Below are 25,412 nucleotides of genomic sequence, written 5' to 3' on the forward strand. Positions count from 1 at the left end.
TCACCAATCATAAACATCACCAATCTTCACTAATTATAAAATATAATTATGACTACCAGACGTTCATTTATCAAGACATCGGCTGTGCTTACCGCCGGACTTTTGGCGGCACCCCGTTTGTTTGCTTACGACAAAAAACAGATAGGCCTGCAATTATATACCATCCGCGATGCCATGGCAAAAGACCCGGCTGCCGCATTAGCTAAGGTAGCTAAGCTGGGGTATACTACCGTTGAAGGCGCCACCTACACCGGCACCGAATTGTTTTATGGCATGAATGCCAAAGGTTTTGCCAGTTTATTGGCGCAGGAAGGCCTGGCCATGCCGAGCGCGCATTACCGCCTTGGCCAGGAGCAGGTTAACGGCGCATCGCAAACGGGTACCATACTTAACGACTGGAAAAAGGCCGTTGATGATGCCGCGGCGGTAGGTGCAAAGTATATGGTTTGCGCTTACTTATCGCAAACTGAAAGAGGCGACCTGGAACAGTACAAAAAAATTGCCGGCTTGCTTGATGTTGCCGGTCAAACCTGCAAAAATGCCGGGATCCAGTTATGCTACCACAACCACGATTTTGAATTTATACAGGATAACGGACAATATCCTTACGAGATACTGCTAACATCTACCGATCATGACAACGTAAAAATGGAAATGGATTTGTACTGGATGACTAAAGCCGGACAAGACCCGATAGCTTTCTTCAACAAATACCCGGGCCGTTTCCCGCTGTTACACGTGAAGGACATGGATAACACACCTGAAAAGAAATTCACCGAAGTTGGTAACGGTGTTATCGACTTTAAAAAGATCCTGGCCCAATCAAAAAAAGCAGGCGTAAAATATTTCTTTGTTGAACAGGATGTATGCCCCGGCGATCCGTTTGATAGCATTGGCAAGAGCATCAGCTATATCAAAAAGAATTTGGTATAACGATATCAAAACGAACAAAAAAGCCAGGCATTGTCTGGCTTTTTTGTTGCGATAGCTTTATTCATAGCTATTGCGTTTTTACTCAGTCTCACTTTATCTCGAAAACAGCCTGCACCTGGAAGCTTACTTTTATCTTTTTATAGTTGATGTCAGACTCTGCAGGTGCCGCTTTGTTGAACATGATGGTGTTGGAGTACTGAGGGACTGATGAACTGAAATAGTTGGTTGCAGGATCGGTTTCATTAATGGTGATGGGGCGGCCTAATTTTTCGCCCAGGGCATCAAGCATATAAGTTGCTTTATCGCGGGCAGCAAGAAGGGCCTTAATCTTAAGCTCCCGCTTTAGTTCGATTATTTTAGAGTATTCGGAGCTTTGTACCTCGGTAGCAGAAATGCCTTTGGGGTTTATAGCGGCCAATATCTTGTTGTATTTATCAAGGTTGTGCACCAGGATATGATATTGCTTGCCGGCCATAAAATCGGGAGCTCTTTTCTTTTGATAATAATTGTTCCAGGCCGAAACATCGTCGATAGTGAAATCTTCTTTGGGGATACCGGCATCTTTTACTGCTTTTTCAAGCTGAGCCTCCAACTCATAAATAGGCACGCGTTTTTTGCCATCCATAAATTCCTGTAGTGCGATAGATACGGTGATATTATCGGGTGTAACTTCGGCTTCAGCTGTACCGGTAACAACAATAGTGCGGCGCGAATCGGTTGATTGTGCAAATACGGGAGCAACAAGCGCGAACAGGATGACAAGGGTAAGTAGTTTTTTCATGTTGTGTAAAGTTTGATGGTTAGTTTTGATCACTACGATAACGTAAGGTAGGAACATTTTGTGCAGAGATGGAGAAATATTTTGCTTTCGATGATAAAGCAGCGGAAGATTTATAAAATTTTTAAACGGAGTAGCCATCAACAAATTGTTGAAAAAAACAGCGCTAAATTAAACTTCTCGGGTCTGGAATTATTAAGCCAGAAAAGCCCCGGAGTATCATATCCGGAGCTTTCCTTCACAACTTATAAATGGCTTATTATTTTGCACCAACGGCCGCCGTCGCCTTAAACAATGGGTCAACTTTAAAGTAGGTGCCATCAGCAAAACTGATTACGTAATCTGATTTAAAGTGTGTGCTTTTTTTGTAGTAGTCGGTACTGATAATTTGAGCGCCCGATTTTTGCGCGGCGGCAAATGAGCTCTTATCATTATTGCGGGCTTCCTCGGTGTCCGAATCAGCACGGGTGCGGATGATATAGCCTTTTTTTACCAGTGCTTTTATTGCAACAAGGTCTTTTTTTGCGTTGTTCATGATATGGATGGCAGCTTCGGGCGTGCCGGGCATAGCATCGGCAAACAGCACCCTGCCTTTTAACGATGGGTGGCCGGCTATATAGGCGGCCCTTTTTTTGCCTTTTTCATCAAGGATAAATATAAACTTCCCTTTAGCTGCTTTTAGCGTTGGCCAGTTGTTATGTAATACTGCTGTTTCAAGGGTTTTATATTTGCCCCGTACATCGTCGGGGGTTATTACGTATTGTTTGCCCAGGTTATCCAAAATCTCTTTATCCAAAGCGTTAAATGTGGCCGATGTGAATTTTTCGGGGATGGTAAAGCCCGGCTTCTTCATCGGCTCGTCCTTGGCATTCATAGTAATAAAAACAGGGTTATGGCCTGGATGCGCGTCGCTCCATTTTTTTAACTCCTGCAGGCAAAGTTTAAAGGTTTGGCAATTGCTGCGGTAGTCAATATCCTGTATATGAAAAACTTTAAAGCCAGGCGCTTTCATTACACCGTCGGTATCAAAAGCAGGTTGGCCGGGTGCCCAGTCCAATCCTTTTGGGTGGGCATATTTACCGCCTTTGGCATCAGCGTAAACATCTATTTCCAGGGCGCCCAAACCTAAATTAAGCTGATCTGACAGACCGATGTGCTCATAATCAATTTTGCTCATGCCAACAGAATCGCGCTGCTGCAAAAATTTAAACAATTTGGGGTCGATAGCACGCTTATAACTATTGTGCGATCCGATTACCTGGATCTTGTTGATGGTAATATCATCGGTATCGTTTTTTAATACCGTGAGTGTGAATAAAAGACTAATCAGTAAGCCGCTAATGAGTTTCATGGTATTATATTATTTAGCTATCAAATTAAAACCAAATAAGCGCGAAAGACGTGTCTCCCGCGCTTATGATCTATCAACAAATATTAATAACCAGGGTTTTGCACCAGGTTAGGGTTTGTTTTTAATTCGGTTGATGGAATTGGGTATAACCTGCGGGTAGGATCGGTATTCATTTTCAAATCGTCTGTTTTACCACCGGCAACCGGCAGCGGATACTCTTTTTCAAACAACCCATAACGGATCAGGTCATTACGGCGCCATGCTTCCCATGAAAGCTCACGTGCGCGCTCATCCAGCAAGCCATCCAAATCAATGGATGAGGCCAGTTGCGCGTGAGCGCGGGTACGAAGTTTGTTTACTAATGTAAGCGGGATTTGCACTTCGCCGTTTATGGCTGTTGGTGTTGCCCCGCGCAATATAGCTTCTGCTTTCATCAGGTACACATCGGCCAAACGGAATACCGGTACATCATTACTGTTTAACCGGGTTGCCTGGATGATGTTAACATCCGGATAGTATTTTAGTGAACGCACGCCTTCTGATTGTGAAGTAAGCACATCGTTGCCCAAATCCATTGGCTTTAACCCGGTTAAGGTTAACGTAGGAATAATGTTTATTTGTGTGTTTGGCGGAACACCTGCGGCTCCCACAGGATAGTAAACCGGCTGATTAGTAAAGCCGCCATTCCCATCTGGATAATATTGCGGTCCAGCCAGCCATGTTTTGGTACGGTCGTCGCCCGGAATATTAAAACGGTTGTAAAACTCGGGCGTAGTACTCATAGCAATACTTAAACCCACGTTAAAGCCGTATGCATTAGCCAGGTAGTAAAAGAAACCGAAACGGGTAAACTGGTTGCCCGGTATTTGCTGATCGTAAGGTACTGCAAAAATGGTTTCATTAATTGCCGGGCCATTGGTTGGCAAAAATATGTCCCTGTATCTGGCATCCAGGAAGTAGTTGGCGTTGGCCTGTACGCTATCGCACATGGTAACGGTTTCCTGGTAACGGGTGGTTCCGGTATACACGCCGGAGTTGAGGTACATTTTTGCAAGCAAGGCAAACACCATACCTTTTGTTGGGCGGCCATACTGCGATACGTTTGTTGCTGCATTGGCGCTTTTAGCGGGCAATAAAGGTAAAACGGCTTTAAGTTCGCTTTCAATAAACGCGTATACCTTGGCACGCGGCTGGTTGGCAGGTTGTACAGTTACCGGAAAATCGGTAATGATAGGCACATTGCCATACAGGTCCATCATGAAATAAAGGTACAGGGCGCGCATTGCTTTAACTTCGGCAATAGAGGCTGCCTTTTTTGTGGCCGATGATGATGAAGCGTTAATTACGCTGATGATACGGTTACAGGTGTTGATACCCCCAAAGCCCCATTGCCAAACACCTATTACGTTAGGGTGGTCAAACGTCCAGGTGTGGTAGTGTAACTGCCTGTATTGGCCGCCGTCGTCAAAGTTACCATCACGAGCCGGCAAAATGGCCTCATCTGTAGACATGTCCTGCATGCGCCAGTAAGGCACCGCGTAGCTTGCCGATAGGTTTGAATAAATAGTGCCCAGCAATGCGGTATAATCGGCATCGGTAACCGGGAAATTTGTTTTTACGTATTGTGATTCAACAGGTACATCTAATTTTGTACATGAATATGTGCTCATGATCACGGCAATTGCGGCGCATATTATTAATATCTTTTTCATCTTTTTATCTCCTTCTGATTTTTTAGAATTGTGCCGTTATGCCTAAGCTAAACGTGCGTGTTTTAGGATAGAAATCCTTATTATCGATACCCGGTGTCAGGCCGCCGATATTAATTTCGGGATCAACACCACGGTATTTGGTGATGATAAAAATGTTATTTCCGGATGCATAAAAACGAAGGCTTTTAAAGGCCTGGATATGTGGCTTGATAGTGTAACCCAGTGTAGCGTTATCTAAACGCAGGTATGAACCGCTTTCCAGGAAACGATCAGATACGAGGTAAGCATTGATATCTTTAAATGATTCGCCTAAGGTAAACGTTGGGATATTCTGCAGTTTTGAATCGGCAGGGTTGTTCAGCGAGGCGAGGGTTGCGTTCAGTACTTTGTTGCCGTATACACCACGTACCAGGAAATTAAGGTCGAAGTTTTTATAGAAGAAACTGTTGCTCCAGCCGTAAATCAGTTTAGGTTGGGCATCGTATTTAATAAACTGATCGGAGGTAAGCGGTTGGGTAGCCGTTGTTGATCCGTCGGCCTTTTGATAGGTACTTACGCCGTTGGCATTTTTACCTAAGTAATGCCACAGGTCAAACGTGCCGATAGCATAGCCTGGCTGAATGATCTGGCTGTAGTTGCCTGATTGACCTTTACCGCCCAACTGTGCTGTTTGAATAAAGTTAAGGCCAAACTGGCTGTTTGACAGGCTTTGTACAACGTTTTTATTATGCGAAACGTTGAATGAAGTACGCCAGGTAAAATCGCGTGTTTTTACAGGTACCGCGTTGATAACAACCTCGATACCGCTGTTTTTAATTTTACCTACGTTAGCAGTATAAAATGGATAAAAATACAATGTTGTTGATACCGGGTAAGTGTATATCAGATCGGACGTTTTCTTGATATAGTAATCTACCGAACCGGTTAAACGGTTGTTAAACAAACCAAAATCCAAACCAACGTTGGTGGTTGCTGTACTCTCCCATTTCAAATCGGGGTTATCGTTACGTACAGGGCCAATAGGGTTAACAATATTACCGTTGCTTAAAAATTTACCGCCGCCCGGAGGAACGCCGTAAATTAACCTTGCGGTAAAGGCATCGAAGCCCAAACTGTTACCTGATACACCATAGCCTGCCCTTAATTTCAGGTCGCTGATAACCGGAATGGATTTCATAAACTCTTCGTTAGTGATCTTCCATCCTGCAGAAACAGCCGGGAAATAACCATGGCGCTGGTTAATACCAAATGCCGAAGAGCCGTCTTCCCTCAATGAAGCCTGTAATAGGTATTTGTCTGAAAACTCATACTGAGCACGTGCATAAAACGATACAAACCTTAATGTTGAAATATAGGCCGGATTAAATACTATTTGCGAAAGCTGGGTAGGGTTTGACAACGCAAGATAGTTGTAAGTTAAGGCATCGTTTGAGAAGTTTTGTGTTTGCACACCAAAACCGTCATTGTTACGATCCTGTTGATAAGAGTATCCACCCAATAATTTCAACGAGTGCTTTCCAAAAACACGGTCATAATTAAAATAAGCTTCAACAACATTGCTGGTATTAGTATAGGCACTGCGTACAGCAACGCCGTTTTGGTTAACATAGATACCCGACTGGCTTGTAGAGTATGTGTTTACGTTGTTCTGCTCTTTTTGGGTTGACCCAGATATGGTAAACTTTAAACCTTTTAATATGTCGACAGAAGCAAAACCATTGATGAGCGTTTTGTTATTTTCTGTTTTGGTGAAGTTGTTGTTAATTAAACTTAACGGGTTTAATGGGCCGCTACCTGTACGAGAGTAGTTCTCTTTATAGGTGCCATCAGGGTTAAAGGGGCTAACCGTTGGCAGGTAGAATAAAATACCCGATAACACCTGGCTTTGAAATATATCGTTGTTTTTGGTAACGCTGTTGGTAAGGGTGATACCCAATTTTAAACGATCATTGAAAAACCGCTGGTTGATATAGCCTTTGTAAATGGTACGCTCAAGGCTGGTATTTCTTAGTATACCATTGTTTTTCATATAGTTTACACTTGCACCATACTCCGAATTGGTACCGGCACCGCCGTATGAAAGGTTATGGTTTTGAGAATAACCGGTTCTTTCGGCAAGCTTTTGCCAATTGGTATTGGAGCCGTCATCATCGGTAGGCTGGGCCAATGCTTTTACACCGTTGTCGGCCAGGTATTGGCGCAGCTGATCGCCGGTAAGTACGTCGATGTTTTTTGACACCTTCTCAACAGCACCATAAGCGCTGTAAGTTAGCCTTGTTTGCCCGGCTTTAGCCTTGCGGGTAGTAACTATAATTACACCGTTTGCAGCACGCGAACCGTAAATAGCGGTTGACGATGCATCTTTTAACACATCAATGCTTTCAATGTCAGCCGGCGCAAGCAGGTCGATAGAAGCGCCTGGAACACCGTCAATCACATAAAACGGCTGTTGCGCAGCACCCTCGCGCAGGGTTGACGGCCCCCTTAAAATAGTTGCAGGCTGTTTGTTAGGGTCGCCGCTTTTGGTAATGTTTAAGCCGGCTACCTTACCTTGTAAAAGTTCGGCGGGAGTGGTTAAAACACCTGCGTTAAAGTCTTCGGCCTTTACCGAGGTAATGGCTCCGGTTACATCCTTACGGCTTGCTGTACCATAACCAATAACCACAACATCCTTAAGCTGTTTGGTATCGGTTACCAAAGTAATATTTACAACGGTTTTGCCGCCTACGGTTACTTCTTTAGGTACCGAACCTAAAAATGTAAATTTCAAAACATCAGCAGCACCGCTAACCGTAACCTGGTAAACACCGTTACTGTTGGTGGTGGTAGCTTTGCCCGTGCTTTTAACCGTTACCACAACACCGGGCAGGGGGGAATTGGTTTCGTCGGTAACGGTACCGCGTATGGTGGTGCTTTGTTGCGCCTGTACACTTGCCGAGGCTATCAGCATAAAAAGCAGCAGCATGGCTGCTTGCCTTGCGTGGTAAAATAGCCTTAAAATGAATCTGTAGTTTTTTTTCATAGTTCTTGATTTAATTTATACCCTTTTGATGTAAGATGATTGCCGACCCAAAGAATATTGGCCGACGATATTTTTGTGCAAAAAAACGCTAATGTTGTTAGCATGACATAAAATAGATGTTAACTTATCGGCAAATGGGAGCCGGGCAGATAATTGGTTGTACAAACAAAATAAATCAATTTAGCGCTGATTTTTATATAAATTCAAAAAATACAAGCATTTTGCAAATACCAGATATTAACTAATGATTAACAGTACTTTAAGAGATTTTTAACAAGTGTAAATGTTACACTAAATTGAGCCGGGGAAGGCGGTGGGGAGAGTAATATAACGGGGCGGTAACTTCAAAGCCGGTCAGGCAACGTCGTTCGTCACATTTTTTGGATGGTTCATCACATTTTAATAATTGGGCAAAATAGCTTTTGTACCATTGTACCGGAAAACACATACACCTTAAATCACAAACGCAATGTTTAAGCAAATAACCTTTAAGTTTAAAAACGACGTAACCCGGATTGAGTTTTGGGTAGTAACAGGCTGCATTATAGCGGCGTTGATACTTTCGATATTTGATATTATACGCAATAATCAGATAGCAGCCAATAACATGATCCAGGCGGGCCAGCAAGCGGTTACCCCCGCACTATTGAGCGCTACGCTGATGCCCATTCTGTTTAGTTATCTGGTAACATTTATCATCTATCTTTTGCTTTGCTTTTACCTGACACCTGCTTTTGAAGGTGATGGCGGTACGGCATTAAACGGCTCGCTGCTAATATTTATTTTCATCGCACTCAGTTATTTAGTGGGCATTATCAGCATCTATTTCGCGGCATTGCTGGCGCTAAAAATTCTGTTCATTTACTTTAACCGTAACCGCCAAAACGGCGAAAGCGCTCTGTATTATGAAGCTTCTTTGCTTACTGCATCGTGGATACTAATTACCATTGGGTTGCTTTATGTATCCACCCCGGTTATGCTGCATTTTTATATTTTGTATGATGTAGCCGCAGCAATGGTTTTATACCTATACGCCGTACATGTGCTATTGCCAAACGAGAAATTAAAAAACAAGAATATCATTTATTATTTCTTCCGGATGTTCCTGCTTGCGGCACTATCGTCTCTTGCGGTGTATCTCATCTGCTTATCCTTTAAAGGTGGAAGCGGATTAAGCAGGCCTGCTGCCATATTTGTGCTGGTTATTGATATTGGCGACGCAGAAAACATCGCATGGTTGGTTTTTCTCAACTTTTTAACGCAATTGTTTATTGTAATGCCGCTGGCCCGCACTACCTACAAAAGGCGCAACGCTAAAAAAGACGAAGAAATTAAAACCCTTAAAACCGAGTTAGGCCAATCAGACGCTAACCTTAACTTTTTAAAATCGCAAATTAACCCACACTTCTTATTCAACGCGCTAAATACGCTGTATGGCACCGCCCTGCAGGAAAATGCCGAGCGCACCGGCGAGGGCATTCAAAAACTGGGCGATATGATGCGTTTTATGCTGGAAGAAAACGTGCGCGACAGGATCCTGCTATCGCGGGATATTGATTATCTTAAAAATTATATCCTGCTGCAAAAGTTACGTACATCTGCTTCATCATCTATCATTATTGAAACCCAGATTGAAGATTACCAGGGCGCCCTCATGATAACCCCTATGCTGCTGATCCCTTTTGTTGAGAATGCCTTTAAACATGGCATAAGCCTGCAAAACCCATCGCATATAAAGGTTACCCTGCAAACCGATGGCAACACGCTTTACTTTGATGTGCATAACAGCATCCACATTCGCCATGATAACGACCCCGAAAAAGGGCAAAGCGGCATTGGGCTTGATAACGTAAAACAAAGGTTGGCACTACTTTACCCCAACCGGCACGATTTGGTTATCCGCGAGAACGCCAAAGAATTTTTTATACACCTCACGGTGCAGCTGGATATTATATAGAATTTACTAATTAATCTTACTTTAATCCTTTTATCAAACAGAAAATCAATATGTTAGCTTTAGGCTTTGTGCATTCTGCTTTTAGCTTCCATATAATAATTAATTTTAAAGAATGATAGCCATTGCCATTGATGATGAACCCATAGCGCTCGACGTAGTAAAATCGCACGCAGCCAAAGTGCCTTTTATTGAGTTGAAGGAAACCTTTACCAATGCATTTGATGCGCTAACCTATCTGCAAAAAAACAAAACAGATTTGTTATTCCTTGATATTAAAATGCCCGACATCAGCGGAATTGATTTTTTAAGCAGCATTGCCAACCCGCCGATGGTTATTTTCACAACAGCGTACTCCGAACATGCCGTAAAAAGTTTTGAACTGGATGCCATTGATTACCTGCTTAAACCTTTTTCGCTGCCACGCTTTTTAAAGGCCTGCAATAAAGCCTACGAGCTACATGAGTTGCGCAGCAAGTCGGCCGGCGCCCCGGAGATGGCTTCGATATTTATAAAAGACGGGTACGAACAAATTAAAGTTAAGCTGGATGAGATCCTTTTTATTGAGGCCGCCGGCAACTATACCAAAATATACCTGCAGGGCGATAGCACATTAAGCACCCGGATAACCATTACCGACATGCTGCTGATGCTGCCCGCCAAAAAGTTTATCCGCACGCACCGGGCTTTTATAGTTGCCCGCAATAAGATTAGCCGGTTTGACAGGTCCCAGATCAATATCAACGAGCATAGCATTCCCATTGGGGCTACCTATGACGTATTCCGTTCTTTGTCGTCCTAAATTGCGCAATCCACTGACTCTGAAGGGGATTTACATACAAAAAACACTGCCATGCTGAGTTGTAAAATTTCGCGAAATTGTGAAGGAGGAATGAAATATATCGCGTAGCGGCCATACGATATACGTGATTACCCTTTTGGAGCGTTTCGCCGGGTGATTTCGGAATTCGGATGTTCGATTTCGGAATTTTTTATTTTCGGATTTCGGATTTAGCGTTTAGAATTTACCCCTCATTTCCGCGCAAATCAGCCAAAAAAGTCTTACTACCTGATACTAAAAGCCCCGAAAATCAACCAAAAAAATCTTACTACTTACTACTTGATACTAAATGGGCGTTCCCTGCGGGCCGGGCTGTACGCTCATACGCCTGCAGGCATTACGCTCGTGGGCCTGTATCCGCTGCCATCCCTAACGCGAACGCGGGGAAACAACTGATTGTACGGCACCTTTGCTATAAATGCTGAAACGGTTTAGCATGAACATTAAAATAAGTAAAGGTGTAAGATGCTAATACGTTTTAGCGCAGGTGTTGAGTATAGGTTTAGGCGTTGGCTCACCTGTGCTTTGATTGGTATTTGTTTAAAGGAAGTTGCAAGTGATCCTCCCACACGCGGCGGCACAACACTTGCGCTAAAGGGGGGAAGTGCTTGCGATAGCCGGAGACCTCTTTTTTGAGGCCTCCGGTGATAACGCAAAGTGAATTTTATTAAAACAGTTTTTACAAACTGTTGGTAAGCGGTGTTAATTAAGGCAAATCGTAATAGGCTATACCTTCGTACGCAAAACCCGCGGCGCTGCCATCATTAATTTCAGTATAACTGGTGGTGAAGAAATGACCTGCAGACTTGGTTCCACGGTACCTATATATGGGTTGACTACCGGCTACCTGGGTAGAATAAACGTACCCCGAAATACCTTCCGAATGATAGCCTAACGTTGATATAATATTATCCCGTTCAGAGGGATTGATGGTAAACATATGTTCGGTACCATTATAAAGGCGGTACAACGGCACTGTACCCTTAGCCTGGTAGTTGTATACACGGCCTATGTTTCCTTCTTGTGTCCAATAGTTATTGGGGTGTTGGCTTCCAAACAGCCACGACCAAAAGCTTGGGGCAAAGTACTGATGAGGTTGATTTAAAAGCTGGCTTTTTTCCACATTGGAAGTGGTATAAAAGTGCTCACCGGCTGGTGCCGAAAACATCCTGTACAAATATATTATCGGGCCTGTTTGTTCGGTAACAGTAGTGCCCGAAGTGGTAGGCAGTCCCTGTACAGCTATTGTATATACAGGGTCGGCAATTTCCTTTTCGTTCGATCCGCTTGATGCATTATTCCAATACATGCAAAAATGTGTTCCATTAAGGCTTGGCGAAGCTACCGGCAGCGTAAAATCAAATGTTTGCGTCGAAAAAATATCCGTAGGTTTTACGTTTTTTTCAGTTATCGAAATTCCATATCCCGGAATGCCCGATGGTGTTAGTATATTCCCCGTAAAAAGTTCAAGCGTCGCGTTCAAAGTAAATTTGGAAACCTTACCTGTTGCAGGGTCATGAGGCAACGAGATTTTAACCGTTACCTTAACAGTTTGCGATTGGTTGTAAGGCACGTTAAGCGTTGTGCCGCTTAGTGTACCGCCGCTGCTTCCGGTTACTGCAATGCTGTAACTTATTACTGCGCCCTGGGTAACATCTGTGTAAAATGGCTTCATGGTACCATCATCACTAATAGTTTTGGATGTTAAGTTATAAGTAAGTAAGGTATTAGAATAACTGAGCAATGAATCGCCCGGGTTTGTATAGGGCGGAACTGTAGGTGCAGGCGCGGGTGTAACAGGAGGAGGAGTTCCGCTACAATCGCCGCAAGGGTCAACAGGTGGCGCAACCATATTGGTTGATAAGCCTTTGGCCTTTACGTTTATTGGCCATTTGTTATAAAGGGCTGTTATGTCATCAAAGCTAATTTGGTTTTTCCCAAAAGCAACAAACTGTTTGGTGTCGGCTTCATAGCTGATCTGACTGGGATCGATAGAAGTGAGTTTAGACAGATACGCCTTTAACGAATCAACTTCGGTTGAATGCCCGGCTAAATTTTGTGAGTTTGAAAGGACAGATTGTGATGTGTTTTTTTGGCAGCCCGTAACAATCACGAGTAAGCCAATGGCTAATAAAATTTTGCGCATAGGTTTAGTTTTTTTTATCGGCTTGCGCCGGTGGTTTATTAAATTAACGGATTAAAGATATAATAATTGAATAATATAATTATTATAAATTTTTAGTTAATAATATAGCTAATACAATGCATTGAATTTGCAATACCGTACCATCAGAAAAAACTTTGATACTATGTGGCAGTGCAGGTACTTACAGCAGCGGAGGATAGCATCGGCCATAGGCTGACACGCTAAAACGCTTTACAAATTGCTAACGTTTTAGCGCAGGTGTTGAGTAATCGGTTTGAGCGTTGGCCCACCTGTGCTTTGATAGGTGTTTGTTTAAAAGAAGTCACAAGTGACCCTCCCACACGCAGCCGCACAACACTTGCGCTAAGGGGGGGGGATCCACTTGCCTATCGAACTGAAAAAAGATAAGCTGTATCGAGGTGATTATCTATCAGCGGAGCACACGCGCCACGAATACGCCAGCGGTGGCATACATTAATACAAAGGCGCTAACGGAAGAGTATAATCTGCCATAGCGGCATATTTAATAATATTTTTATTGAATAAATATTAGGAGACATTACATAATGGTTAATTAATTAGTCATTATGTAATAATCCATGTCACAATGACGCCTTACAACAATTGGGAATAGCTGGCATATGGATTGAAGGGGAAAGTTGTTAAGAATGAATGGATTATCAATCTTATCGACCAAATATATTTGCCACCAATTCGAATATAAGCTTTTGGTAAACCGATAATAATCTAAGTCACCGAGCTAGTCGGCGGTACTATTATGAGAAGTTATGATGAAAAACTATTTTCATGCTGGAGCAGTGTTGCTTAAAAAACTGTCTGGATAATGCAGTGATGAAGTTATTTGTTAATTCAATTATTTTTATCACATGCCTCGAATTATAAAGGGGTATTAAAACATTTTTATGCCATCATTTAAAGAACATTTCAATATTCCTCAAAATCAGATCGTTGAGTTTTTAGATATACCCTTGGATGAAGATTTATTAGCTTTCATTTGTCCTTTTCTAATTGCTAATAACAGACAAGTTCCCATTTTTAATAATATCTTTTCACAGCTTAAAGCGTTTTTTGTTAAGCTTAATAGGGACTTTATTGTGCCTAACGATGCTCATAATGGCCTTGCTTTTTTATCACATTTACATGAGCCTAATGAATATCATTTAGGATATTCAGGTGCAAATAAAGGAAGAGCTATATCCGACGAGAGATCGGTACAAATTTTTGGTGCTTTAAGAAATAACAGATTTGCCAGGCAAGGGATACAAATTACAAATGAAGCTCATAACGTATTATTGTTAGTTAAGGGTATCGGCCAGGATATCATGTCAGACACGATTGCTAACGTTTGTCGAAATATTTTCGCTGACTTTACATTGAATCAATGTGTACAGCACAATATTCCAACTATACCGGTGCATTTTCATTATTATGACGCCGCAGCCGCACAGTGGGGAACGGCGGACTTCGATCTTCCTGATTATAGAGGTAAGCCAATTATATTGATACCCAAGGACATAATATCACCTTCGAGAAGCTACCCTTCAGGGTACAATAATTTCGTTGCGGGGAAATATATATCACCCGCGATATTAAATGGTCAGAAACAAGTTAATAATCCGGCGATATTCATAAACACATTAGCAAATGGAAGAAGACGGGCAATTATTAAAGCTATAAGAAAAGAATTCGGTAAGAAAAAAGAAGATTTGGTAGATTTTGTTGTAGAATATAACGGTTCATTGGATTCATTTGTAGATTATGCTAAAGAGCATTATCCAGCCCTTGATCTTTCAGGCATATAAAACAATATTGTGGCGGGAATTAATTAGTTTCCGCCACAATAATCTTATATCTTAATTAATTTAGACAGCAAGTCATTAAGTTTTATCGGTTCATTCCCTAATCGAAAAACCAACGGGGGATAAATGTCAGATGATAGTATATTTAAGTCATCAATTAAAATCTCTATCATAGATGGATCATTTTCGTGATTTTTCCATTTAACCGAACATTTTTTATTTAAAAGTTTAACCTCTTCGATAAATCTGGCGGCACTCGGGTTAGTTAAGTAGAAATAGTTTTTATCTCCTGTTTCCAAATATCGGCTTAACCCCTTAGGGGTGGTGTAACGATATCCTTTGATTGAACCAACTTTGGTTGGGACTTGTATAGACTTAGGACGTATTAAGTTGAAAACAACATAATTTGGACTACGTAAGTCCCAGGTGACTCCTTTTTGTTTTAACTCAAGATCAGAGTTAATTTCCCAATCTTTTACCTGATATAATTTAGACTCAGATGATACAGAATCATAAACCAATAATGATTTAGACATGTATAATTTGGAATTTAGATTCTTTACAAAAGGGACATGATATATATTTGTGTTAGAAATAAATTCTCTCCTTTTTTCAATGTCGCTCTTAGGAATAGTCCCAATTGTTATCCATTCACTCCATTGGTTTTGACTTTCTGAGTATTCCGAACGATCCATTTCTATGAATTGTTCAAAATGTTCTTCAGGTAATTTACTTATTAAATCTTTAAGTAAACTATTAACTAACCCTGTCTTGCTCGGTAAAAAAGGTAAAGCACCGATATTTACTTCTTTAATGCTCTTATAAAAATCGTTAGCCTTAAATTCCTTTTCCGAAAGAGGGTAGGGATATAGAATTATACCACCTAAATTTTTGACTGCGGATCGATAAGGTGCATCTGTTAGTTTGCTATGTAAAATCGCGTCTCTGTATCTGTGCAACTGCCCTATAGCATCTTGTGGGACGTTAAATTTTATTTCATTATCTGATTTTTCGTCAAATCGATATTTAGCATCAAATAGATACCAAAATGATTTTTCAAAACCCAACTTTGTGAATTCAATTGAGTAATCGGGACGCTGATTGAAAGTAAATACGTTTCCACCTTTTTTACCAAACTCTTTATTGAAGTAAATAGTTGTTGTCGTATTATTTATCTTGTTCTTAAAAGTAACCTTAGATTCATTCCCCTTTTTTAGTTCAACAACGAATTTATTCGCCTTAACTTTTATTAGGTCCTGGTAATTTAATTCAGAGTCATTTTGCTCATTTAATATTTGAACTAATTTTAAAAAACACCAGTACTCATATAAGGTGGAAATATCCTTTTGTTCAATTTTAAAAATATCGTTATCAGCAATTTCTAACCCTCGCAAAAGCAACAAATAAATATGCATAAAATCTCTGTAACCCGCTCCACGTGTAAGCGATGTCGAAAAATATGAACGATTTTCAAACTCTGTTACCTCGTTAAATGGATTTTCATGAATAATTGATTGTAACCTGCTTTGATATTGATTGAGTTTTAATAAGAGGGGGGAATAGTCTAAAAGATCTGAATAGTTTGTTATGTAGTTTTTGTATATTCTAAGTTGTTCGATAATATTTTTCACCGACCATTTTATAAATCGATTTTCGTAAGTATCATAAGAAACATATTTTTTTAAAGATAGTGCTTGAGTAAACGCTGATTTTGTGCTAACATTTAGTCCAATGCCATCTTGATTACAGTGCTGACCATTTTTTCGAAACCATTCTATATTTTTCTTTGAAGCTTGCCGAACTTTTTCTACAGGTAACACTACTTCGTACCTTTTAATGTCATGTTTAGGCTGCCGGTTTATGATGTATAAATTCAAAATCATTTGATCAAACAGAACATCTAAAATATTCCACCATTCAGTTTGTGTCGCCCTACCTGTTAGTTTTGCTCTGCTCTTACTAAAAGTGTCTTTCAGTGAGGCATATGACAGATTTTGAATGATTTGAGAAATTTCACCCATCATCGCCTTATAATCTGATTTGTAATCCATTTTTTGCGGAAACACTTCAGTTTTAAGAAGAAATATGGATTTATTTTCAGCATCCTTTATCTCTATTTGTGTACTTCCAACCTGGTCATTAAAGGAAAATACTCCGGTAAGCAAATGCAGACCATTTCTTGGGTTAGATTTATTTTCCCTTCTATTGTTAATTACAAGCTCAAAAGGTGCTTTAAAATTGGAACTTGCATCTATTATGTATGTGTATTGAATTTTTTGCCACTCAAAAAAATATAAAAGCTCTAACGGTTGTTGGCTATCTAACCCTTCAACTTTAATTGATAGAACTTCGGATATCGAGGATGTTTTGCTGTATACCTGCTTTACGGGCTTATCCAACTGTAAATCCAAAGTCCCGCGACCTTCAGACGTGAAATAATATGTTTGATTATTTATCAAAGCCAAAATGAGGTAAAACGGTCATCATCAAAACGTTTTAACATAAATGCTATTTTTTTTGAAGATCGGGTATAGTTTAAATTTTCAAAATCAACTTTCTGCTCAAAATCAACGTATTGAAAAGAGTTACTTTTAAAATCTTTGTTCTCCAATAAATTCAGGAGATCAATCAGTACTTTTTGAATTCGTTCTGAACTGCCATGTATACGAGGTAATACCTTTTGTACCAACTGAAAATCAATTGCTTTTTTATCTTCAATCAATTTATATTTCTTGTTTAGGGTGAGATAAAATGCAACCTCATCCCTTACGCGGTAGGCAAATTGTAAATCTGCATTTTGTAAGATATCATTTACTTTTTTCAGCAAAGCAAATTCTTCAGCTATCGAATTTTTGTCTGAATCAGTTAAATCTGTTGATATTAAAAATTCAGTCTCTAAAAATGTATTCGTAACATTAGTTATACTTTTTGACGATATTTTTGAAGCCTCAATCCAATCAAGATTTATATCATTCATCTCTATAGAATTGGCTCTATCTAATACTTTTCTTGAAAAAGAATGGGTAGTTTCATCCATGTTTACCGTACCAATCAAATACAAATTTTTTGGCCATGTCAAGTTTCTAAACTTTATTAAATCATCTTGCCGGAAAAAATCATCGCTAAAAAAAGCTTGTGTTTTGATGTTTGTCCCTTTACCGTTTTCCCAGGCTCTCGTTTCTATAACACTTAAAAAGTCGCTAAAGTAATGCTCAACTCGTGCCAAATTCATTTCGTCGAGAATAAAGAAAAATGGTTCTTCCGGTTTAGCAGCAGCTGACTTTATTGCGTTTGTTAGTTCCTTTGGAACAAATTTCCCTTCCAACGAGGTATATCCCAATAAATCACTTCCGTCGGTCCAGTCAGGTCGCACGGGGACTTGTCTGATGTTGTCTTTAATATTAATTGCCTCTGCGAACATTCGCGGGAGTTGGGTTTTTCCTGTTCCTGAAATTCCAGCAAGAATTACAAATGGTTTGGTTTTCAAAGACAAATAAAAGTTGGCAATTTCCTCATAATTATATTGAAAGCCTTTATTATTTAAATATTCATGAATGTGAATTATGTCCTTTGGGGATTTCTGATTTCTCTCGGTGGGTATTGTAACTGATGGATTCTTTAGAACCATGTTACTTTCCAGTATATTTTTTGCCTTATATAAAAGATCATATGCTTCTCCGGAAGAAAAGAGTTTCATAAGATCAGTTATTTTGCTTATCCGTCCTTCCTGCTTTCTGACACCTTCTTCAAATAATATGAGAGCCATTGTTTGACTGGCAAATGTAGATGGATCCTTGTAATTCCAATCCAAGGGGATTGTTGTTTTTTTTAGTATTTTAAATCTATAAAATAATTCAAATTGTCCCTCATTTGCATTGGCAAAAACCACATATTCGTCATCATTAATTGTATTTCTGCCGTTATCGAACGTTGGTATTATATCCTTCTTGTCGATTTCAGTAAACAATATCTCTCTAGAAAGTCGATTTACCCAGAACACAATATCTCCAAGTTCATAGTTGGAAAACTTCTTATTATCCCAATAAAAATATTTATGATCATTTGTTATAAGCGACTTATAATTTGATGATGCGCTCACACCATGAATATCATATAGCTTGATTTTTCTCATAAGATTAGCAATTTGTTTTGGGATAATTTTAAACCCATTTTCTTCAAGCAATTTAAAGCAAGGTGTGTTTAGTCCCCCGGCAAATGAATCTCGATCTAAGTTAACACCATTCGCAAAAAAATTAGCGTATGATACAATTAGCTTGGGCGGGTACAACTTATCTGAAAATAATACGTCGTAATATTGGGAATCGGCACCCTTGGGGATTCCTTCATTGTCAATTTTATTTATTGCCTTTAGTAAATGATCTTTACTTATATTATGTGGTATAGGCATATTATAATTCCCGATACTTTTTTGAAGACCCTTTTGCCTTGCTGACAGGATATTTAATTTCATTTTTCTTAATCTTGTCGGCTACAATTTCGCTTATGTCAAAACCATATTTATCTGCGATAAGTAAAGAATAACTTATAACATCGGCAAGTTCTTCCTTTACTTTTTCAATATCGGCAGTTTCAGCATCCTTCCAAAGATATAGTTCATTCAACTCTGCGGCTTCAATTGACAATGCTAAAGCAAGGTCTTTTGGATTGTGAAATTGTGCCCAATCACGTTCGTCTCGGAACTTGATTAATAATTCTTGAAGATTTTTCCAGTCGCTCATATTAGGTTATGATATTGGAAAAATAAGAAAAAATATTTGAGAAACCGCATAACCCTATGCTACTTAAGACAGATAGCGTAGCTCACAAGGCCTATGCCTAAGCTTGTGCTTTGTATAAGCTTAGGCATAGGCCCCTATTTTAGCGCAAGTGTTGTGTGGTTGTCCGCGTGTTCGGTCACTTTTGACTTAATGTGAAGCACAGCCGGCCCCATGCAAATCGCAACGCTCATTTGTAGCACAAATCAACAATCTATCCCCGCAGCCCACGTTAGTGATGGAAGTGGATACCGGCCCGGCGCTTAATGCCTGTGTGCGTATGAACGTACAGCACGGGCCGCAGGCAACGACATTTTAAATTCAAAAGTTAAAATTCAAAAGTCAAAAAAGGGAATCGGTCATTAGTTCACTGGTTCATTGGTTCACTGGTTCATTAGTTCATTGGTGGGATGGTGGGTTAGGAGGGCGTTTATTGGTTCACTGGTTCATTACTTAGTTGGTTCATTGGTTCACTGGTTCATTAGTTCATTGGTGGGATGGTGGGTTAGTTTTGGTTCATTAGTTCACTGGTTCATTAGTTTATTGGTGGATTAGCAGGAGGCTTATTGGTTCACTGGTTCATTGGTGGGTGGTGGGGGAGTTGTATGCCGGCGGAACCGGAATCGCCTGCTTCTGCCTTCTGCCCAAATGCTATTAATAAGGTAAAGATTGATTTATATGGAACACCGAATGCCCGATATCGAATAATGAAGGAGAATCTTCGGCGTTAGACATTCCAAATTCGGTGTTCGATATTATTTGTCCTCCTGTTTTTCTTAACTTAACAGCATTGGCCCTTCCCCGGGGAAGGAATGGCGCATGCCCTCAATTTATTTCTTCCGGACACCTGTGTTATAACCCCAACAACGGCGCGGCGCTTCATAAAAAAGGTTCGGTTGCCTAATTCAAACGAACCTTTTTTATTGGTATTTGCCAACTGCCAACTGCCCACTGCCAACTGCCAACTGCCTGCTGCCCACTGCAAACCGCCCACTTAATTATTGCCTTTCACCCTGCCTTTTTCATCGTCGGCGCCGCTGCGGTGCTGGCGTACTTTGATGGAGTTGTTGCCAAAGTTGTAGGTAAGGGTAAGCCGGCCTACCCTCGAGTCGTTTCGTTGCCTGATATCGAAGTTGTTGCCAAGCTCGTTGCTGCTTAGGTTATTGCGGCGGATGTTAAATACATCGTCGCAGGCCACTTTAACATTCAGCTTTTTATTATAGAAGGATTTGCTGAGGCCAAGATCGACCGAGTAACGGGGCCTTATTTTATAAATGCCGTAGGTTAACCTGGATTGGTAATCGCCCATGACCTCTAACCGGGCGCCGGCAAACTTAAAGGTTTGGGTTGTACGTGCCTGGTATGCCCACTGGCCATTGTTGAAGTTGAAGCCAGCAAGCGAATCGGATTTAAAGCCGAGGTAAAAGGCTGTTACGTTGATATTGCCTTCCCACCATTTGGTAATAGTGAAGGGGGTGTTAATGTTGGCATTGTAGCCTGTTTGCGTTTGCAGGTTTTTATTGGTTTGAAATGTTTTTTCGCCTTCGGTTAAAATCAGCTCGGTAATTGCATCTGTGGTGCGGCTGTAGCCCAGGCTAATATTAATGGTTTTATTATAGGTATAGTTAAACTCGAAGTTTTGGGTATACTGCGGGTTAAGGAAGGCATTACCTTTTTGAAAGGTATACGGATCGAGATAAAAAATGAAGGGGTTAAGCGCATCATAACCCGGCCTATCAATACGGCGGCTGTATGACAGGCTTACTTCGTTTTTATCATTGATAGTGTGGTTAATAAACGCGCTTGGGAAAAAGTTAAGGTAGCTGCGGTTTACCGGCGTGCTGCCAATAAGGTTACCGTTTGATTGGGTATGCTCGGCACGCAGGCCCACCTGTATAGATGTTTTTTTGAACTGCTTGTTCAGGTTAAGGTAGCCGGCTTCAATTTTCTCGTCGTAAATAAAGTGGTTGCTGCGGCCTTTATCGTTAATATATACGCCGCTGCTATCAATCTGGGCCCTTAAATCGTTATCAGTTTTAACATTGCTGTATTTGGCGCCGGCTTCCAGTTTTATGGTTTTGGTAAGCGGTTTGGTATAATCAACCTTGGCAGTATATATGGTAATGGTTGACGGGCTTTGGTTACGCAATAACTGCGACGGGCGCTGCGGGCTGCCATCGGCTAAAAAATAATCGGTAGTGTATTGCGCGTTGTTGCTGTTGTTAAATTTAGAGTAATCAAGGTCGAAGCTTAGTTCCTGGCCGCTGGTGTCAATTTTAAGCCTGTCGTTAAGGTTAACGGCTATGTTTTTGTAGGCCTGCTCAAAAATTGAATTGGTGCGCAGCGATGAATCGGCAGCGCCATATTTGGTGCCTATTATAGTAGATGTGCTGTTGTGGTTGTTTTCGGTATTTGAATAGCCGCTTACCACAAAGCCAATGGTATGTTTGGGGGTAAGGTCGTAGTCGGCGCCAATGCGGTAATTATTATAATGATTGGCATCGGGCATAAATGACTGCTGGTTAAAATAGTTGGTAACCCCCTGGGCGTTGCTCACCACGCGGTCGAGCAGTAAGTCGTGCGCGCGTTTGCTGTCGCCGCGGCTAAAAGTGCCAAACACATTCAGGTTGCCATCCTTATGGTTAAGGTTAAGGCTGCTGTTATCTCTCCAATACCTGCCTTTGGCCACGCCGGCCGTAATACTGCCATTGGTGCCCGACTGGGCATTCTTTTTTAATTTAATGTTGATGATACCCGAGTTACCCGCGGCATCATATTTGGCCGATGGGTTGGTAATAATTTCGATAGATTTAATGGTGTTGCCGTCGGTTGAGCGTAACAGGGTAGCCAGTTGCGCGGCGGTAAGGTAGGTAAGCTTATCATTTATCATTACGGTTACACCCTGTTTGCCTTTAAGGCTGATGTTATCGTCTTTATCCACAGTTACGCCGGGGGCCCGTGCCAAAATTTCCATGGCGGTGTTGCCGGCGGCGAGTACGCTGCCTTCTACATTCATTACGGTGCGGTCAATTTTGCGTTCAACAAGCGGTTTGGCGGCGGTAACGGTAACCGTTTTTAAAGTGGTATTGCCGGGCTGCATGTTTAAAACGGGCACTTCAACCTTGGTTGAGCCTTCGGTAACGGTAAAAGGTTTGCTCATCGCTTTTACATAACCTACAACGGTGGCCTTTACCAGGTATTTACCTGCGGGTATTTTGTCAAAGGAGTAAACGCCATTATCGTTACTTAAAGCGCCTTTAACTATGGTGGAGTCGGTTGCTTTGATGATGCTTACGCTGGCATAGTCAAGCGGTTTGCCCTGGTCATTTACCAGCGAACCTGATACTTTGGCGGCACCCGTATTGCCGGTTTGGGCAAAGGACGCGCTCCAGCTGATAACTACAAGCAGGAGTGTGTATAATATATGGTTGATTTTAGTTTTCATTATTGTGTTGTTAAAAAGTTTGGGCAATACAATGCCGTTAAGGAAAATAACTCCTTTTAAAATTTGTAAATAAGTTTTTAGCTGTTTTGGCGGTAGCCTTAAGTGTGTTTAGTAGTTATTTGATATAAGCTTTTTATTCATAGTGTATGTCAGTTTAAGGCTGGCCAAAGGGTAAGCGCCTTCGCCAGGGCCTGATCTGTAATTTTTGTGTCTTTTGGTATTAAGATGCACAATAGGGTACTTTGGTTACAGAGAAATTAAACTTTTTAACGCAGGGAATAAATTTTTAGCAATATTTATGATAACGGCCTGGCCTATTGGCTGGCTGCTACCGGGTTGGGTTGGCGCAGTAACAAATGGATTTGGTTTAACGGCAGGTGGCGGGCTTTGGTTAAATGTAAGGCAGTAAAAAGCAATAATAAGCCCGCTAAATAATAGCAGGCTTATATATTTTACAACTGATCGCATTTTATGTTATACAACGATGTGGTTTTATTGCTGATTTGCATTTTTAAGGCTATCGGCTACCTCCTGCCTTCTCAGGCTGTCGATAGTGGCCTGCGGTACCGGCGGAATGTCGCACTCGATGCCGTTTTCTTTCATGATAAATTTTGCGCCAAGCGGATTAATCGGTTTGTTGCTTTGCTGGCAATCATAAGGATTAAAACCGATGTTAACATCCAGCCTGGTATCAATAACCAGCTTGGAGTTCAAGGGTACCTTTAAGGTAAGGTGCAGCTCCTGCCCGCGCCACAGCGTACCGGCGGTCCTTTCCAGGTGACGATCAAATTTCAACACCGAGTCTTTTTGGATAAAGCGGTAGGTAATATTTTTTGTATTGGTAAGCGCATCCTCATAATCGCGGCCGCGGGCGGTGAATGATTCAACCAAAACAGGTTGTGCTACATCGCTTTTTTCAATATCGATGCTTACGCGGTTCGGGCCGTCCATCTCTTCGTTGCCATTAAAGTCGTCATCTAAAATAACCATGCCGTTAAAACGCTCTTTTATGCGCAGGCGGGTGCTATCCTCGTTGCTCAGGTATTTGGCATCGTTAAGCTGCAGGTAATAGGTGTTGTTTGCCGGGGCTTTAATGTTAATGGTGGTGTTTAGCCTTGCGCCTTCCCTAAAATCAACAGATGCCCTTACACCGTAATATACTACTGCGCCAAGCGCGGCCAGCCATACACATAATAAAGTGGTGCCAACCGAGCGGTTGAATGATGCGTTACGGAACAGAAAGCCAATAATGAGTAATATAATGGCGGTTAAAGGGATAGCCAGTAATAAAAAGCCGCCTGCTATAAATACAAGATTGGTATTATGGTTAACTATATTGAACGGAAATATATGGTAGATATCTGTTTTGCCGAACGCTAAAAACATAATAACAACCACAATAAGTGCAATAGCAAGGCCAAAACAGCCCAATAATATACCACCGGCTATTATTTTACCAAGCAAGCTACTGGCACCCCGTAAAAACACGCCAAGGTGGTCAAAAAAATCGCCAATGAAATCGCGGGTTTTGTAAACAAATGGCCTGGCCTCGTGCTGAAAGTTGTGCAGGTTTTCTTTAACGGAGCTCAGTTCTTCCTCGAAACTCTTTTTAAAACCTTTCAGGTCTTGTTTCTCGCCTTTCATAGCCATCCTGTCGGCACGGCTAACGGCTTTCGGGATCACCATCCACAATATAACATACAAGAAGAAGCCGCTGCCTGCCACACAAAGGAAAATTACAAAGGCCAGCCTGATCCAAACGGCCGGGATATCAAAATAATTGGCAATGCCTGCGGCAACACCGCTCACCAGGTGATCGTCCGGATCGCGAAAAAGCCGGCGACGTTCGGTGTTATAGGCATAGGAGGTGTTTCCGGGCGCTTTTGCATCGTTTTCGGCCGATTCAAAGTCCTCAACCGAGCCCATTTGCTCAATTACAAGCTTTACGTCCTGCTCAACAATGACTTGCTTGCTTTGGCTTGCTAAAATTTCGTTAAACATTTCGGCAATGCGGTTTTCGATGTCGGTTGTTATCTCCAGGCTATCGGCCGAGGTTGAAAAATGACGTTTTACATCTGTCATGTAAAGTTTAAGTACGTCATAAGCATCCTCTTCGATGTGAAAAACGATGCCATTTATGTTGATGATGATAGTTTTGTTCATGATGGGTAATAATTTCAGGTTTTTTTATTTTCTGTCTCCAATGGCCGTTTGCACAGCATAAACCAATTCCTGCCAGGTTTTATCCAGCTGTTCCAGCACATTCCGGCCCTCGTCTGACAGTACATAATACTTTCGGGGTGGTCCTGAAATCGACTCGACCCAGTTGTAAGTGAGCAGTCCATTGTTTTTTAAACGGGTTAATAGCGGGTACAGAGTACCCTCAACTACAAGCAGTTGGGCTTTCTTTAGCTCAGCAATTATGTCTGAAGCATATGTTTCGCCCTTGGCTATGATGGATAGGATGCAGTACTCCAGTATGCCCTTCCTCATTTGGGTTTGTGTGTTTTCGACGATCATAATACAAAGATATATGTTTAAGATTGTATTATGCAATACATAGTACTAAAATTATTAATATTTATTATTAAAGATGCTTTTTTTAAAAAAAAGTCATCTTTTTAAAGATTTTACT

The 25,412-nt window shown here is 41.2% G+C and carries 15 protein-coding genes; 4 read left to right on the plus strand and 11 right to left on the minus strand.

The annotated features are described in order from the left end of the window. Positions 1-48: 48 nt before the first annotated feature. Entirely contained in the window at positions 49-933 is an 885-nt protein-coding gene (locus BMX56_RS01365) for a sugar phosphate isomerase/epimerase family protein (RefSeq protein WP_090639027.1), read from the plus strand. Positions 934-1,021: 88 nt separating this feature from the next. Here BMX56_RS01365 and BMX56_RS01370 read toward each other — a convergent pair whose 3' ends face one another. The 4 genes from BMX56_RS01370 to BMX56_RS01390 form a co-directional block, all read right to left on the minus strand. Further along, positions 1,022-1,714, minus strand: a complete 693-nt coding sequence (locus BMX56_RS01370; RefSeq protein WP_090639035.1) for an SIMPL domain-containing protein — start codon at positions 1,712-1,714, stop codon at positions 1,022-1,024. A 256-nt stretch (positions 1,715-1,970) separates the two neighbouring features. Beyond that, the gene (locus BMX56_RS01380; RefSeq protein WP_090639050.1) at positions 1,971-3,062 is read right to left on the minus strand and encodes a phosphatidylinositol-specific phospholipase C1-like protein; all 1,092 of its coding nucleotides are present in this window, start codon (positions 3,060-3,062) and stop codon (positions 1,971-1,973) included. An 83-nt stretch (positions 3,063-3,145) separates the two neighbouring features. Then, entirely contained in the window at positions 3,146-4,774 is a 1,629-nt protein-coding gene (locus BMX56_RS01385; RefSeq protein WP_090639059.1) for a RagB/SusD family nutrient uptake outer membrane protein, read from the minus strand. A 22-nt stretch (positions 4,775-4,796) separates the two neighbouring features. Beyond that, positions 4,797-7,796 carry a SusC/RagA family TonB-linked outer membrane protein gene (locus tag BMX56_RS01390; RefSeq protein ID WP_090639066.1) on the minus strand — a complete coding sequence of 1,000 codons (3,000 nt, stop codon included), beginning with the start codon at positions 7,794-7,796 and terminating at the stop codon, positions 4,797-4,799. Positions 7,797-8,265: 469 nt separating this feature from the next. Here BMX56_RS01390 and BMX56_RS01395 point away from each other — a divergent pair, with 469 nt between their 5' ends. Then, positions 8,266-9,753 (plus strand): sensor histidine kinase, encoded by a 1,488-nt coding sequence (locus tag BMX56_RS01395; RefSeq protein WP_218152360.1) that lies wholly within the window; start codon positions 8,266-8,268, stop codon positions 9,751-9,753. A 112-nt stretch (positions 9,754-9,865) separates the two neighbouring features. Then, positions 9,866-10,552, plus strand: coding sequence for a LytR/AlgR family response regulator transcription factor (locus BMX56_RS01400; protein ID WP_090639075.1), 687 nt, complete (start codon positions 9,866-9,868; stop codon positions 10,550-10,552). A gap of 745 nt (positions 10,553-11,297) precedes the next feature. Here the strand turns inward: BMX56_RS01400 and BMX56_RS01410 are convergent. Further along, a complete protein-coding gene (locus BMX56_RS01410) occupies positions 11,298-12,737 on the minus strand; it encodes a lipoprotein (RefSeq protein ID WP_090639093.1) in 1,440 nt (479 codons plus the stop codon). A 923-nt stretch (positions 12,738-13,660) separates the two neighbouring features. Between BMX56_RS01410 and BMX56_RS01415 the strand changes: the two genes are divergently transcribed. Beyond that, positions 13,661-14,560, plus strand: coding sequence for a hypothetical protein (locus tag BMX56_RS01415; RefSeq protein WP_090639103.1), 900 nt, complete (start codon positions 13,661-13,663; stop codon positions 14,558-14,560). Positions 14,561-14,604: 44 nt separating this feature from the next. On the opposite strand, the gene BMX56_RS01420 is transcribed toward BMX56_RS01415, so the two are convergent. The 6 genes from BMX56_RS01420 to BMX56_RS01455 all read right to left on the minus strand — a co-directional run bounded on the left by BMX56_RS01420 (position 14,605) and on the right by BMX56_RS01455 (position 25,297). Next, positions 14,605-16,956, minus strand: a complete 2,352-nt coding sequence (locus tag BMX56_RS01420; protein WP_177183680.1) for a DUF2357 domain-containing protein — start codon at positions 16,954-16,956, stop codon at positions 14,605-14,607. Positions 16,957-17,012: 56 nt separating this feature from the next. Then, entirely contained in the window at positions 17,013-19,028 is a 2,016-nt protein-coding gene (locus tag BMX56_RS01425) for an McrB family protein (protein WP_090639118.1), read from the minus strand. Then, positions 18,967-19,296 (minus strand): nucleotide pyrophosphohydrolase, encoded by a 330-nt coding sequence (locus BMX56_RS01430; RefSeq protein ID WP_090639125.1) that lies wholly within the window; start codon positions 19,294-19,296, stop codon positions 18,967-18,969. The genes BMX56_RS01425 and BMX56_RS01430 overlap by 62 nt, the downstream gene beginning before the upstream one ends. 1,030 nt (positions 19,297-20,326) lie before the next feature. Continuing rightward, a complete protein-coding gene (locus BMX56_RS01440) occupies positions 20,327-22,777 on the minus strand; it encodes an outer membrane beta-barrel family protein (protein ID WP_090639148.1) in 2,451 nt (816 codons plus the stop codon). Between the two features lie 492 nt (positions 22,778-23,269). Next, the gene (locus BMX56_RS01450; RefSeq protein ID WP_090639162.1) at positions 23,270-24,940 is read right to left on the minus strand and encodes a PspC domain-containing protein; all 1,671 of its coding nucleotides are present in this window, start codon (positions 24,938-24,940) and stop codon (positions 23,270-23,272) included. 24 nt (positions 24,941-24,964) lie between these two features. After that, complete coding sequence (locus BMX56_RS01455) at positions 24,965-25,297, minus strand: PadR family transcriptional regulator (protein WP_090639171.1); 333 nt, start codon at positions 25,295-25,297, stop codon at positions 24,965-24,967. Positions 25,298-25,412 lie beyond the last annotated feature (115 nt).

It is taken from the genome of Mucilaginibacter sp. OK283, from assembly GCF_900110415.1.
GTDB lineage: Bacteria > Bacteroidota > Bacteroidia > Sphingobacteriales > Sphingobacteriaceae > Mucilaginibacter.

Excerpts from the sequence above, each read along its gene's own strand:
- BMX56_RS01455 (WP_090639171.1), bottom strand. The coding sequence starts at position 25,297 with ATGATCGTCGAAAACACACAAACCCAAATGAGGAAGGGCATACTGGAG.
- BMX56_RS01410 (WP_090639093.1), bottom strand. The coding sequence starts at position 12,737 with ATGCGCAAAATTTTATTAGCCATTGGCTTACTCGTGATTGTTACGGGC.
- BMX56_RS01400 (WP_090639075.1), top strand. The coding sequence starts at position 9,866 with ATGATAGCCATTGCCATTGATGATGAACCCATAGCGCTCGACGTAGTA.
- BMX56_RS01415 (WP_090639103.1), top strand. The coding sequence starts at position 13,661 with ATGCCATCATTTAAAGAACATTTCAATATTCCTCAAAATCAGATCGTT.
- BMX56_RS01365 (WP_090639027.1), top strand. The coding sequence starts at position 49 with ATGACTACCAGACGTTCATTTATCAAGACATCGGCTGTGCTTACCGCC.
- BMX56_RS01380 (WP_090639050.1), bottom strand. The coding sequence starts at position 3,062 with ATGAAACTCATTAGCGGCTTACTGATTAGTCTTTTATTCACACTCACG.
- BMX56_RS01385 (WP_090639059.1), bottom strand. The coding sequence starts at position 4,774 with ATGAAAAAGATATTAATAATATGCGCCGCAATTGCCGTGATCATGAGC.
- BMX56_RS01430 (WP_090639125.1), bottom strand. The coding sequence starts at position 19,296 with ATGAGCGACTGGAAAAATCTTCAAGAATTATTAATCAAGTTCCGAGAC.
- BMX56_RS01425 (WP_090639118.1), bottom strand. The coding sequence starts at position 19,028 with ATGAAATTAAATATCCTGTCAGCAAGGCAAAAGGGTCTTCAAAAAAGT.
- BMX56_RS01440 (WP_090639148.1), bottom strand. The coding sequence starts at position 22,777 with ATGAAAACTAAAATCAACCATATATTATACACACTCCTGCTTGTAGTT.
- BMX56_RS01395 (WP_218152360.1), top strand. The coding sequence starts at position 8,266 with ATGTTTAAGCAAATAACCTTTAAGTTTAAAAACGACGTAACCCGGATT.
- BMX56_RS01370 (WP_090639035.1), bottom strand. The coding sequence starts at position 1,714 with ATGAAAAAACTACTTACCCTTGTCATCCTGTTCGCGCTTGTTGCTCCC.
- BMX56_RS01390 (WP_090639066.1), bottom strand. The coding sequence starts at position 7,796 with ATGAAAAAAAACTACAGATTCATTTTAAGGCTATTTTACCACGCAAGG.
- BMX56_RS01450 (WP_090639162.1), bottom strand. The coding sequence starts at position 24,940 with ATGAACAAAACTATCATCATCAACATAAATGGCATCGTTTTTCACATC.